Raw genomic sequence first — 14,774 nt, forward strand, 5'->3', positions numbered from 1 at the left:
AATCCGGCGTACTGTCGGTCGCTGCCTAAGAAGTCAGAAGCCTCGCCTGATAAGGGGGGGTGCAGTCACCCTTCCCATCACGGGTGAGAGGCAGAGACTGGACAGCAAGCGCAGGGTACACGATGATTTCAATCTTAATGAAGACTTCAGGCAACCAGACTCATGGCGGCAAAATACGGAAAAACCTGGTGGGGAGAGCAGTGGCTCGAGGCGTTCAACGGTATTGATTACAGTAACCGGCTGCCCCGTGGGCGAAGTTATGCCGGTAATGGTTCCGTGCGCAGGATTGATGTCTCCGGCACCGGTGCTGAGGCAGATGTGCAGGGGCGCAGGAGAACACCCTACAAGGTGGAGGTTCGGTTGCCGGCCTTTTCCGCCAGTGCCCAAAAGAAGATCATTGCCACCATCAACCAGAATCCGGCGGTGCTGGCCAGACTGTTAAGCAGACAACTGCCCGAACAGACGTTGGCGTTGTTGAAAGAACAGAAAATTTCTGTGTTTCCGGCCAGCTGGAAGGATATGAATGCCCGCTGTTCCTGCCCGGACTGGGCCATGCCCTGCAAACATATTGCCGCCGTCATTTATCTGATTGCCAATGAAATTGATAAGGACCCGTTCCTGGTGTTCCGGCTGCGAGCCATGGATTTGCCCAAAGCCATTGAGAAAGCGTCCGGCCTGAACCTGGCCAATCTTGATAATTTGCCCCGGGTGCTGGATGACTGGCGGGCAGAACCGGTCATTGAACACTGGACCATTCCTGAAACGCCCGCGTTTGAACAGTTCGACCTGACCACCATCGAGCCGCTGGGTGAGCGTATTTTCAGTATTCTGACGCCACAGCCGCTGTTTCATGATAAGGACTTCCGACAGATCATGGCGGGCATCTATAAGCGTGCGGCCAGATTAACGGGGAATGTGGATAAACTGCTTAATCCGGTATCTGCAAAGGTGGTGCCGTTTAAACGCGGAACCCGGGGCAGGGGAAAAACAGAAGAGATTCCCGCTGACGATCAGTCATCCGGGGTTGATATCAGCGAGTTTGACTGGCTCCGCCTGGTGGTGGATGAATTCGGGTGTTTTGTGATGGCAGACACAGGTTCTGGTGTTAATCAACCCCAGAGTGGGGCCGACTGGTTCTCGTTACTGGGCAAGCTACAGGTCAGCCAGAGCCCGGAAACCAGTCGCCATTATCATTATGCCCTGATGTGGCTCCAGCTTTACCGGCTGGCGTTGCGGCTGGTGTTTGAACAGGCGTATGTACCTGCGGTTTATCAGGACTCTGGTGACTTTACCCTGATCCGTCACCAGCCGGCGTTACTCAGTGAACCGGTCAAGGCGATGTTGTTGCCATTATACGACCTCTGTCCACCGGATCTGGTGACACTGTCGCATACTCCCCCGCGCAGGAAAAAGCCAGTTGAGTGGTTTGCCGATGGGCAGACCCAGGTGGATACCGCTCTTCACTGGTTGATCGGTCAGATTACCCAGCGTGCTTTGCAGCAGTCGCCAGGTAATCTGGCGGTGGACGACATTGCCTGCCTGTTTTTTGCCAATGAGCCTTGTCGCTTCAACCGGTTTGACAATCAGCAGTATCCCAGGGTGATGCGGGACTGGTTACACCGGCTTTACCTGGGCGAGCGACAGCATCGTCTGCACTTGGTGGTACATGAGGTGCTGGATGATGGTGATGACGCCTTATCGGTGGATGTTCAGGTTGAGCAGCAGGGGCAGTTGACACCGCTCTCTGGCTTATTGGTTGATGACCGTTTATCGGATGTGCGGATGAGCGCATTAACCGATCTGGCGCTGCTGGTGGATTATCTGCCGGATATTGAGCGTTTGTATCAGCAGGACGGTGACCGGTCGCTGGTCTATTCCCTTGCCACGTTTACCCCGGTGCTATTACAGACGCTGCCAGCATTGCAAATGTTGGGTATCCAGCTGGTGCTGCCCAAGGGGCTGCGAAAACTGGCCTATCCACAGCTGAGTCTCTCACTGTCCGGAAGCGACAGTGGTCAACCCGTCAGTTACCTGAACCTGGATCAGCTGTTACGCTTTAACTGGCAGGTGGCGGTGGGCGATAAACGGGTCTCTGCCGAAGCGTTTGCCGAGCTGGTGAAAAATGCATCGGGGCTGGTCAAAATGCTGGATCAGTACGTCATGCTGGATAACGCCCGGCTGCAGGGGCTGTTGAAAAAACTGAGTGCCCTGCCGGAGTCGCTCTCCCGTATTGAGTTACTGCGGGCTGGGCTTACCGGTGAGTTGGACGGGGCAGCCGTCGATCTGGGTGACAGCGCCAGGGCGCTGTTTGACCAGTTACTGAACAGTGAGCCAACGCCATTACCGGAAGGCCTGAATGCTCAGCTGAGACCTTACCAGCAGCGTGGCTTCCAGTGGCTGGCCCAGAATGCCCGTATCGGTTTTGGCTCGCTGATTGCCGACGATATGGGGTTGGGTAAAACCTTACAGGTGATCTCGTTTCTGTTACATCAGCAGGTGACCGGTCAGCTGGACGAGCGCAAAGCGCTGGTGGTGGCACCCACATCGCTATTGACCAACTGGAGAAAGGAGATTGAACGGTTTGCCCCCTCCCTCAAGGCCCAGATTTATCATGGCAGCCAACGGGAACTGAACCACAGTGAGCACGATATTATCCTGACCAGTTATGGTCTGGCCCGTTCCGATGCAGCCCGCCTTGGCAAGGTTAACTGGCGGACGCTGGTGATTGATGAAGCTCAGAATATCAAGAACCCAACCAGCCAACAGACGAAAGCGATTAAAAAACTGAAGGCCGATATCCGTATTGGCATGAGTGGTACACCGGTAGAAAACCGGCTGCGGGAATACTGGAGCCTGTTTGACTTTACCAACAAAAACTACCTGGGAACGCAAAAGAAATTTACCGACGAGTTTGCCTTGCCCATCGAAAAAGATCGGGATCAGGCGGCACTGGATAAGTTCCGGAAACTTACCGGCCCATTTATCCTTCGTCGCCTGAAAACCGACAAAACCATTATCAGTGATCTGCCCGACAAGGTAGAAAGTAACCGTTACAGCACCTTGAGTAAGGAGCAGGCTTCACTTTACCAGAGTACCGTTGACTCGATTATGGAGGACCTGAACGCCGCCGAGGAGGGCATTGAGCGCAAAGGGATTATATTCAAGCTGCTCAATGCACTTAAGCAGATCTGCAATTCACCGGCACAGTTTTTAAACCATCCACAGGCGGTGACCAGTGAGTCGGGCAAGCTCGCCACCTTTATCGAGATTATGCGTGAAGCCATGGCGGGCGAAGAGAAAGTGCTGATTTTTACTCAATATACGACTATGGGTAATTTATTGATGGACGCCATACAGCGGGAGCTCGGGTTGAGCATTCCGTTCCTCCACGGCGGGCTTTCCCGTAAAAAGCGGGATGAGCTGGTGGATAAATTCCAGAACGATTTTCGAACCCGGGGGATGATTCTTTCCCTGAAAGCCGGGGGCACGGGCCTTAACCTGACCGCCGCCAGCCAGGTGATTCATTACGATCTCTGGTGGAACCCGGCCGTAGAAGCCCAGGCAACCGACCGCGCTTACCGGATTGGCCAGAAGCGCAATGTTCAGGTGCACCGGTTAATCACCGAAAACACCTTTGAAGAAAAAATTGATGCCATGATCCAGAGCAAGAAGGAACTGGCCGATTTGACCGTGGCCAGTGGCGAGCAATGGTTGACCGAGTTGTCGGATGCTGAGCTGAAGGCGCTGGTTGCTTTGTAGGTTGACCTTAAAGGGAAGCTTATGGAGGACATTAAGCCCCTGCCCCCAAGCTTTGAGAAGTTGAAGACTGAACCTCAAAGGTACAAAGTGCACGAAGAAGAGTTTTCTATGTGCCTTTGTGGTTCAAACACAGAACGGTAGCCACTTACCACACTCTATTGTTTCTAAAAGCTCGAATTTGTCGAAAAACCCGATGAAGCAACACGTTCTCTTTCAGACAAAAGCCCAGGTCGTTAAGATAATCAATAAAGGGAACAACGGCAGCTTTAAAGACTTCGTCTTTATCGGTATGGTCTCGTAGCTTATTTTTCAGCGCAGCTTTGGAGAGCAGATCCGACAGGCTATAAATAAACTCCTCTTCGGATATCATTTGCTCAGCCTGCCCCGAAAATGCATAGTTGGATTGCAACAAACGGTAGATATCACGGCATACATCCCTGACGGTCATCCCACGGAAGTATTTGCGAAAATCAAACTCAGATTCCTGTTGCTGGTTGGCAAGAGAAATAAAAATAGAACGCCAATGTGTGATAAACGCTCTGGAACTTCGATGGATTTCTCCTGCCATTGGCCGGATACGCATATCCATGATTTCATCTGTTTGCCAGGATTCAATATGATCTGAGGCAAGTTGAAGGTGATCCTCTTCACTTCTATCATGGTGGCGTTGATAGAAGGCCAGGAACAGATCCATTACCAGACAGTTGCACAGTACATCCCGGGCACCAATATCAAAATTATCTACGGTAATGCAGTTTCCATGATCAATAAAATAGATACAAATATGATCATGCTCCAATTTCATCATGAAGTTGCCTTCCTGAAAATCGCTATTCAAAAATCCGGACTCCCTGGCGGCTTGCAGATAGACTCTCACCAGCAGTTCGCGAAGATTCGCGATAATTTCCTTCACATTTCTAGTGCATAGAAACACCCCTCCTTGTATCCGTCTCCATACAGGATGCCAATCAGAAAATCGTTCTCTCATTTCACCATAACGATCGAGGGAACAACCATCGATAAATTCCATGACCAGAGCATCAGAACTGGAAATATTTTCCGCAACCTCAGGGACCTTGAATTTAACCGGTATCCGTTGAACATAGTTCGCCGCATCTGAATCGTCGGGAACCGGAACAGAATACTCGTTCAATTGTGACAGTTTTTTCAGTATAAGACCTTGTTTTTTGGTATTGGCAAGCTCTTTTGATAAATTGCCCTCATCGATCAGGGAATCCGCTGATTTAACAAAACTGTCATAAGTGATTGGCGTACCGTGCGTCCTGTCCAGGGCAGAAACCAGCATCATGCGCACTACAGGAAAATAGGCATTCTTCAATATGCAGACATCATCGCTGAGATTCCTGATCAACTTTTGAGATGCCGATTTAACCGCATAGGGATGCCCGTTAATAAGACATTTATCAATTTGGGCAACAGTCCCGCGCCCAAGGTTTTCAATATACTCTATGGGTACTTCCAGTTTTGCTCTCTTTGGGCGATGGTCAGGGTTTTCAAAATCAGATTCCGGAAATATTCCCGATCCGATCGCTTGTGGCCACCACCCGTTGTTGTGCTGATTACGCTGCAAAACGCTCACGACTGTCTTCGGGTCAATCCAGCCTCCCGGAAATTGGCTGTTACTCTCTCTTTTAATAATGGGGGTATCAACTTTCAGGGCCCATAATTGCACGAATTTTCCAAAGAGTACCCCTCCCGAGCTCATGATTCCACCAACTAAATCATAAGTTCGTGGTGAGAAGGCAGCCATGGTTGTTGTGGCAGCTACCTCAACAGCTCGTCGGGTCATTGCCCAAATGCTCCCCAACAGGGAATCACCATTGCTTGCAGATACCGTTCTGTGCACTAATGGCATCCCGGCAGTAGACGTGCCTGTGGCATCGCTTGGCTGTACTGTCAGGTTTATCCCATCAGTATCAACGTTTCCCACTCCACGCAAAAGGGATGAATGGTGAGGCTGACGAGTGTCGCCATCTTTGGAATCGGCCATTGTGAGAGTTTTAATCCCCTGAATACCAGATCCATCTGTAGTTATATTCTGAAACATAAACACCTTTATTGATCTATTTATTAAGTAGGTAATAATTTCCTTTCGTAAATTTTGACCATCTGGTAAGGAAATAGTTTCACTCCTTATTAACCAAGTCTTTAAGTCTGACTACAGTCTTATGATTTTTTTGGAAAAAATATTTAAAAACAAACTTCTACTTACTTTGTTACTGGCTTTGTTTCCAAAAGTTCAGAATTATTTAATAAAGTCACTCAAATTCATCTCTTTTTATCTTGTTGATAACTTTCTGGGATTAATTATCCTGGTAACTCTATCAACCTGGTAAAGGCTGGAAATTATCAACCTCAGCAATGGATAGATGCTTAATGTTTACTGTATAACGGCGCAGCCCGAATTAAATAAAGAAGTTATTCCGGTACAAACCCTCATAGATGGTTTAAACGCTATGCTTATTAAAAAATAGCGACAAGAGACAGGATGAGTACCCGTGAACATTGACGATGTTATCAACCGGTTATCAAACCATGTGATGGGTGAGCTGCCCAGAGAAGCACTGCTGGCGGCCAGTGAGCAGCGGTCAGAATTGATTCCCCGTCTGCTTGACTATCTGGAAGGCGTTGCCGGGCAGGGGAATGAGATACCCGAAGGTCAGCGTGTGGATCTGGTCTTTTTTGCCTTTTACCTGCTGGCTCAGTTCCGTGAGTCAAAGGCATTGCCGGTGATGCTCCAGATCGTGTCTGCCAGCCCCCGGACGGTTAACCGACTGCTCGGTTATGTGGTCAGTGAGAGCCTGGGGCGGATACTGGCGTCGGTAATGGCCGGTGAAGAAAATAGCGAAAGTGACACCGGTAACGGATGTAACGTGGAATCGCTGAAGCAAGTGATTGAAAATACAGCGGTGCACCCTTGCGTTCGATCTTCCTGTTTGACCTGCCTGACGATTCTGGTTTTCCATGGGTTGCTTCCCCGCAAGGTGCTGGTTAGCTACTTCGAACAGCTGTTTGATGGTGGGCTTGAGCAGCAGCGGAGTCCGGTCTGGGACGGGTTGGTCTCTAACTGCTTCATTGCCGGAGCTGTCGAGCTGGAAGCTCCCGTTTTGGACGTGTTTGACCGGGGATTACTGAACGACTCATTTATGGGCAGGGAACGGTTAAGTACGATGTTACAGGAGCATCCCGGCGAGGTAAGATTTCCTTCCTATGAAAGCTTTGCCCTGATTGATGACTGTGTGGCTGAGTTGCAAGGCTGGGCCAGCTTTAACAGCAGTCGGCCCCAGGAAAAGCCCGCTGAGAGAACACCTGTCGGAAGCAATGCGGAGCCAGAGGGTGTTCAGCGTGTGACGCGGCCCTGGCCAGCCAGAAAACCCAAGCCACAAGCTCGCAAGCCGATGCGGTTACCGCAGCAACGGCCTTTTCAGTCCTCCTCTCCCGGGAAACCTGCACAGCCGCTGGTTAGACAACACCCGAAGGTGGGAAGAAATGACCCCTGCCCCTGTGGTAGCGGGCGCAAGTATAAGAAGTGTTGCGGCTGATGGATGAGAAAAAGTCGTTTCCCACGGGGTGACCCGTGGGAAAGCAATCAGTAATAGTCAATGTTCTTGAGCTGAGTCTGCCTTTTATATGTTGTTATCATCGACATAATGAGGATTTGGTTTGCCATACCAACTGCCAAGCCCCCGCAAGGCAAACGCATCACGAATTGGCTTAATATTTGCGTACGATGGCTGATTATCGGGTAATGGAAAGCCTGAATATTCAGCAAAGTCTTCAAATCCGTTATATTTTTCTGGTCCGTTATTTTGTAAAGTAATTAATGCGTTAGTACCACCTGAAAGTATTTTCATGACAACACAATGCCTGGCAGTTAAAATTCCATGTTGTTTAAGTTCTGTATAATCTTGTCTTTCTCTGGTTTTCAAAAGTGGAATTATATGATCTTTTAAATTATCTAAATCAGAGTTTGAAGATTCATCGGATATACCAGGCGTTTCAATTTCAGATAAAATTTTCAAATGTTCAATATAAGCTTTGACAAAATATTCTTCCTTACATTGCCATAATCGCATAGCATCATGTAAGGTCATGGTCTTTTTAAAATCACTTTTATCTGAGTCTTCTATTAATATTCCTTTCAGCTTATTCTCTAAATCAAGCATATGTTTAATCATGGAAAGAATAATCGGGTTGTTTTTTTGGGAGGCGAAGAGGCTATTAGTTGGAGAAGGAGTAGTTGAGCCATATCCATCAACCGGATAATCAAGAGTTTGCATTAGTAGCCCGTTTTTTCCCTTAAGCGGTATCAGTGGGTGCTGTAATGCACTTGCCGAAGAGTCAAGCTCCTTTAAAGGTATATTTATATCACTATGAATCCCGCCGTAAGTATAGATGAGCGCCAACCGGTAATAATGGCTTCGTAACGTTTGATTTTCCAGTCCTGCGTTGTGTAGCCGCGTATTGTTAACAAAATCTTTATAGAGCTTGTCATAGTCAGGTACCTTTGAATTTTTCAATGCTTTATAAAAGTCTTCATTTAGTTGGTCGACAGTAATGATGTCCACCGCCCCTGTTATTCCATCACACCTGGATTGTGCAGCAATAAATTTCATTGGTTTATCAGTCAGAATGTAAACATGAAAATCATTGAACTTTGCAAGGCTCTTGAAATGGTGAACTATTTGCACTTGTCGCTCAGGGAGCGTTTTATTACCAACCCATTCAAAAAAATGGTTTCTCGGTATTAATTCACCATGTATCTGACTTTTAAACTCTTGGTATGTGCTCTTTATTTCAGAATCTTTTTGTTTTAACTCTTGGAAAAGATTACTAGCAGGTAGAGCTTGATGGGAAGAAATATTCATAAAAATTCCATCTAATTATCGACAGTCGGTGATCATGTGAGATTATGGTTTTTTCAGCTTTGACTTTTCACGGGTTTGAGTGTGTGGTCAAAGAAAAGTTCCATAAATTCTGATGAGAAAAGAGTGCTACCCGCAAAAGCAGTCCAGGCTTTGCGGGTAGCGTGTTGCCGATCACAGGCGTTGCAACAATCTATCCGGTGGTAAGTTCCTCACTTTGGATGTCCAGCCGGGACTTCACACGGCGTTCTTCCAGTTCTTTCTCTGCCTGCTCCTGAAGTTTTTGAATGTACTCACAATAGGCCGTCAGATTTTTCCAGCGGTTCTGATCTAAATGTTGACAACGATCTTTAAAAATCAGCTGATCCTCTTTGTTCAACCTCATCCAGCTTGGCCTGAAACCCAGGTCTTCCGGGCTTAACAGGTTGTGCACTGCTATCCATTCCTCTCCCTGGCGAAGTTTTATGCCTGGGTTGATAATGTAATGCCCTCGGCGGATGCGCTTGAATAACTTGCGGTTATAGGGCGCATCTCGATCTACCTCATTGCCGGAGAGAATACTGCTGATGTAACTCTGCTTTTTCCGGCGTTCCGGTAAAACCTCGTCAGGCAGGGTTTGCACCCATTCGGTAATGTCTTTGGCAGAGAAACCCTCGCCTCTGCCTGCCAGTTCGCCCAGTTTGCGATAAAACATGGCAAACATCAGGTTCAGTACAAACAGTCCCATCAGGCGCTTGTCCAGCTTGATCAACCGGCCCCGGGCCTGGATAGACAGGCTGTCCGGCTCCAGCCTGCTGTAGACCGGTGCCAGTTTATGGCGGGCATAGCGTTCATCCACCAGTGCCTGCTCCAGTGCCATCTGCAGGGCGTTGAGACCATGGCTGCCGCACAGATCCGGGTTGGCACCGCGCTCCATCAGTTCCCTGACCAAGCCAGCATTGCCAAGACGGGCGGCAACCATCAACGGGGTCAGGTTGAAGATGGTACGGTGGTCGATGCCGTATTTCTCCGTGTCGCGCAACACACTGCCGGGGTTATTCAGGTCGTAGGTCATGTAGTGCTTTTGATGCAGCTGTTTGACCGCTTTTTCTTCCGTCTGTGTGGCGGGTTTAAAGCCGCTGGTGATCAACTGGTTGAGCATGGGTAGATGCCAGTGGATCAGGGCGTATTCCAGAGCCAGCAGCTGCTTTTTCTTGTTATTACCGCTCGTGGCTTCTTGCTGCAGTTTCGTGAAGGCGGTGCGATCAAGTACCGGCCAGGGCACCGGCTTCTGCTGCAGTATCCGACTGCGGATCTCATCGGCCTGTTCCTGCTTGCCCTGCAGTTCCAGCTTGCGAGCCTCTTTCTGCCACTCATCCAGGCTGGAGGCCTGCTTATCCATCTTCAGGTCACCGGTAAATCGTTCCAGGTCCAGTAGCCGCATTAACGGATGCTTCTGGTTGGCTTCGATAATGTAGAGATTACTCACCGCCCGGGTAATGGCGACGTAGAGGGCGTTGATAAAGAACTTGTAGATCTCCAGGGATTTATCCTGCTTGTTCTTCGCCCTGGCGTATTCCAGGGTCTTTTTTTCCAGCGCTGCGGGGTCTACACCCGCGGCAATATCCCGGAAGCTCTTTTCTTCATCGCTGATAAAGTTGTAAAGAATGATATTGTCGTATTCCAGCCCCTTGGCCTCCTGGATGGAGAAGACCAGCGGCGTATTAAACCACTGGCGGGCGGTGGCTTTCTGGTCCGGGTGCATTACCAGCACGGCAAAGCGGGTGGAGCGGGCGGTTTTGCTGTCCAGATCCTGTTTGACCTTTTGGCTGTCCGTCAGCAACTGCAGCCGCCCCCGGTGTTCGCCAATGCTGTCGACCAGGTAGTTGCTCTCTTTATCGATGGAACCAAAGCGGGCGTGCTTCAGTTTCAGAATCCGGTTGGCAATATGGGTGATCACCGGCGCATTGCGGTAATTGGACTGGAGTATCCGGATCATCTCACCCTCGCCGGTCAGGCCCTGCTGCTCGAAAAACAGGGTCTTGACCTTGGACCAGGAGAAAAAGTTCGGGTGGACAATCTGGTTGGAGTCACCACAGAGAATAAAGTGACCCGGATGCCTGAGGGTCTTCAGTATCAGGTAGAGCTGAATGTTGGTAATGTCCTGCACCTCATCCACCACGATAAAGTCGTATTGGGTTTCGGCGCTGGCCAGGTAGCTGTGGCTGATAATGTTAGTGTCGTATAACTTCTCCTTTTCCAGGAACTGCCGGTATTTATCGAACAGGTCGTAAACGCTCGCACGCTCTTCGTCACTGAAGATGGATTGTTTCACCCCCAGCTTCAGGTACTCATCCCGGGAGAGCCAGGGTGACTCGGTGGAAGGGCCGGTCAGCACGCCCCGGAATTCCTCAAAGAGTTTATGGGGGTCTTTCTGTTTGCTGTTGCCCTTATGGCGCTGGAACCAGCCTTCAAAGTCTTTAAGTGTCACTTCCCGTCCGGCGGGTACCCGAATGCTTTCCAGAAACTCCCGGAAGGAGAGAAATTCCACATTCTGTTCTTCATTATCGTAGTGGTGGGCGTAGTAAAGGTTACGGGCACTTTGCACCAGAAAGGGGGAGTGACTGACATAGAGTACGTCGCCCGTCGTTTGCTTCATTTTCTCCAGGGTCAGGGCGGTTTTGCCGCTGCCGGCACTGCCGATAATCACCAGGGGCGGTGGTAAATGGTAAACGGACTGCTGTTCTCCGTCGAAGGAGATAATCTTGTCCAGCAGGTTAAAACGGTCGTGTGCGGTATTGAGGTAAGTCAGTTCTGGCGAGGACTCAGTTTCCGGAGCATCAATCACCGGAATTTTTTCCTCATCAATGGTTACGCCACGTTCCAGGAAACGGGACTTTTCATAGGCGTGATTGCGGATATACTCCAGAATCAGGCAATAGGGCTCGCCATTGTACCGGTGCAGGGAGAATAACAGCCGGTCGTTTCGGTTCAGCCGTGCGCGGTAAAGGTTATCCCCGATCTTGCGCACATCCGCCTGCTGGAAATTATTGTTCTCAAGGGCTTTGCGAACTTTGGCAAAGCCGGGTATCTGGTCGGCGTTCAGATCGTTGTATAAGAGTATATTCATGGGCAACAGGATAGAAAACTAAATGTTCTTTTGCGAGTTCAGGAAGTTTTGATGAGTAAATACCAGTATTATGAACGGGTGGCCGTTGGCCAGCAATTGTTCAGAGATGTCTAATTCGATTGGTGTTGGTGGTAAATCGGAAATCCTGTCAGGGTTTTATGCGGTTGACGGAATTGACCGTTCAGGACGGAGCCATTCTTCCGGGTTGCCCGTTATTGGCAAGCGGGGTGGCTTTACCGGGTTTACAATTGCCAGTTATGAACGGCGTGGCCGGTCTTTGACGGTTCCTGCCAGGCAGGATGAGCAGGATAACAACAAAGATCTACCCGGGCGGAATGATATTGTTAACCGGTCATTAAGGTCTCGTCGTATATATCCTCTGCTGGGTTTTATTCGCCCTTTTTTATTTCATCCTTTTTTATCCCGTCCTCGCCAGCTTCAGAGGCGCTGCTGGCCGAACAGTTGCTCCGCTTATCTACCATCATTTAGCAGTCATTGCCCACGTGACCTGGTTGTTTTTGTACAGACTGGCAGGATCACGCAAGGGTTCCCATCAGTTTCCAGAAAAAGACTGTCTCTGAAAGCCACAAAAAAGAAGAACAGCCCAGGGAAAAAAATAGTCAGGAAAGAGCCTGCCTGGCAAGTCGGTCACGGTATGATTGTCGGTGGTAAAGCCATTTTTCCGGACAGTGATCTGGTCTTTTTTCAGCTGTGTCTTGACTATTATGCCAAGCATTCCAAAAACGCAAATCACCCAGACTGGCAGGGAGCATCTTCCCGATATGATCCGCTCCAGCCTAACTGTGATCTGCCCTGTGGTGATCATGCAATGACCTTATATGGTGAATGCAACCAGAATCGGGTGATGGACTGTTTTGAGGGATGCTCTGGCCAGTGCTGGCCAGAACGAGCGGGAGAACAGTGCAAGCGTCCCGGGAAGCACCCCTGCTTTTGCAATGGCACTCTTAACGGCACTTTTAATGGCAATTATTTTTATGGCAAAGACAGTTATTCCGGTTTTGTTATGGGCAGAAAATTTCGGTTCGGACTTCGGAGCATTAAACTGTTAACCGCTTTGTTATTATTTTTTCTCCTTATTACCGTGCTGGAAGAATTTACAGGTATTCGTGGCTCTGCCTCTATAGTTAGCCTGTCGGCTTCGGAACTTTTGTCCGGATTGATTATTGCCCTGGGGGTGATGGCAATGATCCTGCTGGTTTTGTGTGTACTGGTAAAATAATACCAATTTCGCCTTCTGAATAGGATTTTGAGCAAGCTATTGTGGACTGTCACTATCAGTTTATCTCCAATATTTGCTGGATTTGCAAGCCCCGGATGGCCAGCCTTTGATCAGGGGGTAACGGGACAAAAGACAGTACACCAGGCGGAACAGAGTCCCATTTTACGCAGTGGCAATGTGAATGGAGGGACGGTGGGAAGAAAATAATAGGGCAGAGCGCGCCATATGGCTAATGATGAAAAGTTATTACGTTTATTCAAAAAGGAACTTTCTGATAAGTCTTTTGTCAAAAATCGCATAACCCCCTACAAATGAAGCTAAAGCAAAACTTATTCAAGTGTGGCCTGTGGCTGAGCTGCAGAAACAATCCTTCATCGTCCTAATGCTGGCACCCACTTGGTTTAAGTAGTTGTCTATATGTGGAGTCGTTAAAACTATGGATACAGTAAAAAATTATGATACTTGTAATTTGGTAAGACCAAAGCGCCCCGATAGCCCAGATGAAAACAATCTTTCAGCACCTGATGATATCGGCTTCTGGGGGGACAGGGCTGTGGCTTCTCTCCCACCAGAGGGCGCGGTTGGTTCTATGCGAGCCCGGGATTGTGGGTCATTTATTCCCAATGTACTTCCTGCTGCTTATCCTTCAGGCTCCGGCAACTTTGACTCTGTTTCTGCCAGCACTGCTTCGGTGTGTAAAGTCACCCTGAAGACGGATAAACCGTTAATTGAGGATCTCTGGTATCAAAAAGAAAATATACACGTCTTTATCAGCGATCTTGAGCCAAAAAAATACCTGGGCTATTTATTTCAAGAAGGCATTATCAATCGGGATGAAATGGAAAGATTTAGAACAAAAAACAAAACACGCAAAGAAAAAGCCCTTCAGCTAATTGAACTTTTGCAAAAAAAATATCAAAATCCTGTCTGTTGTGATTTTAATGGAAATTCTGTTCCGGCCACAATTAGTTTGAAGAAAAAGCATGTTCTGGACGTAATTTATGATTCTTTCGCTTTGAGTCAGACATTTTTGCAGGAATACCTCAATAAGGATTACTTGAAAACCCGTAACGACCGTCTCAAATCCAATACTTCATCCAGCAATCAAGGGCCTGCGCCTGTGGATATGCGTAATGCCCAGTATGCAGCCGCAGGACAGAGATATGCGTACACAGGTCAAACAAGGCAAGCCTGTGAGCATGAAGATCAAGAATCGTTGAAAAAAGGCAGTGGAAAAATAAACAACGAAGACAATTTTCCTGTTCAGGAAATGTCAGTACCACAATTACCATCATCGCAGCCACCGCTCCGATTTTTCCCCTGACAACGGCGATAATTTAAAGAAATCTGCGACATTCTCCATCCATGGCAAGAATCGTCTGGATGGAGATGGTTGCGGATAATACCAACCGACTTCTACTCATACATAAAATCAAGCCTGTCCAATGCATTTTCCAGAGCGGGTCGTCAGTCTGATTTCCATGGAAATCAAAAGCACCTTGCTTTCAGATGGTCAGGCGTGCTTCGATCGAGTTGACAGTGCAGGAAAAAGGTAGATAATAGAGCAGTTTTTTATGGTGTGGATTTAACCGTTTCTGGTCGTATACTGCTGTTGTAAAGTTTGGTGGGTCGAATTCAGGGCTGACCCTTTGTTTTGGGGGGGCAGTATATTTGATATTGGGCAGAGGTTGTCAGCTGGCTTTTGCCGAAGTATACTGATTGGCAGTTTGATGCGGGGTGGAGCAGCCTGGTAGCTCGTCGGGCTCATAACCCGAAGGTC

7 protein-coding genes are annotated in these 14,774 nt (G+C 48.6%); 4 read left to right on the forward strand and 3 right to left on the reverse strand.

The genetic code is table 11. From position 1 onward, the window contains the following. The first annotated feature begins 162 nt into the window (after positions 1-162). Positions 163-3,759, forward strand: a complete 3,597-nt coding sequence (locus KDK15_RS04870) for an SNF2-related protein (protein WP_257294240.1) — start codon at positions 163-165, stop codon at positions 3,757-3,759. 145 nt (positions 3,760-3,904) lie between these two features. Here the strand turns inward: KDK15_RS04870 and KDK15_RS04875 are convergent, their stop codons facing one another. Further along, entirely contained in the window at positions 3,905-5,770 is a 1,866-nt protein-coding gene (locus tag KDK15_RS04875) for an AarF/UbiB family protein (protein WP_257294241.1), read from the reverse strand. A 508-nt stretch (positions 5,771-6,278) separates the two neighbouring features. Here KDK15_RS04875 and KDK15_RS04880 point away from each other — a divergent pair. Beyond that, positions 6,279-7,322: a DUF1186 domain-containing protein gene (locus tag KDK15_RS04880; RefSeq protein ID WP_257294242.1), complete on the forward strand. Its 1,044-nt coding sequence runs from the start codon at positions 6,279-6,281 to the stop codon at positions 7,320-7,322. An 84-nt stretch (positions 7,323-7,406) separates the two neighbouring features. Here KDK15_RS04880 and KDK15_RS04885 read toward each other — a convergent pair whose 3' ends face one another. Next, a complete protein-coding gene (locus tag KDK15_RS04885) occupies positions 7,407-8,648 on the reverse strand; it encodes a hypothetical protein (protein WP_257294243.1) in 1,242 nt (413 codons plus the stop codon). A 190-nt stretch (positions 8,649-8,838) separates the two neighbouring features. Beyond that, a complete protein-coding gene (locus tag KDK15_RS04890; protein ID WP_257294244.1) occupies positions 8,839-11,754 on the reverse strand; it encodes a UvrD-helicase domain-containing protein in 2,916 nt (971 codons plus the stop codon). Between the two features lie 106 nt (positions 11,755-11,860). Here KDK15_RS04890 and KDK15_RS04895 point away from each other — a divergent pair, with 106 nt between their 5' ends. Continuing rightward, entirely contained in the window at positions 11,861-12,994 is a 1,134-nt protein-coding gene (locus KDK15_RS04895; RefSeq protein ID WP_257294245.1) for a hypothetical protein, read from the forward strand. Positions 12,995-13,430: 436 nt separating this feature from the next. Further along, entirely contained in the window at positions 13,431-14,318 is an 888-nt protein-coding gene (locus KDK15_RS04900; protein WP_257294246.1) for a hypothetical protein, read from the forward strand. Positions 14,319-14,774 lie beyond the last annotated feature (456 nt).

This window comes from Endozoicomonas sp. YOMI1, assembly GCF_024606345.1.
GTDB lineage: Bacteria > Pseudomonadota > Gammaproteobacteria > Pseudomonadales > Endozoicomonadaceae > Endozoicomonas.

Excerpts from the sequence above, each read along its gene's own strand:
- KDK15_RS04870 (WP_257294240.1), top strand. The coding sequence starts at position 163 with ATGGCGGCAAAATACGGAAAAACCTGGTGGGGAGAGCAGTGGCTCGAG.
- KDK15_RS04875 (WP_257294241.1), bottom strand. The coding sequence starts at position 5,770 with ATGGCCGATTCCAAAGATGGCGACACTCGTCAGCCTCACCATTCATCC.
- KDK15_RS04885 (WP_257294243.1), bottom strand. The coding sequence starts at position 8,648 with ATGAATATTTCTTCCCATCAAGCTCTACCTGCTAGTAATCTTTTCCAA.
- KDK15_RS04890 (WP_257294244.1), bottom strand. The coding sequence starts at position 11,754 with ATGAATATACTCTTATACAACGATCTGAACGCCGACCAGATACCCGGC.
- KDK15_RS04895 (WP_257294245.1), top strand. The coding sequence starts at position 11,861 with ATGTCTAATTCGATTGGTGTTGGTGGTAAATCGGAAATCCTGTCAGGG.
- KDK15_RS04900 (WP_257294246.1), top strand. The coding sequence starts at position 13,431 with ATGGATACAGTAAAAAATTATGATACTTGTAATTTGGTAAGACCAAAG.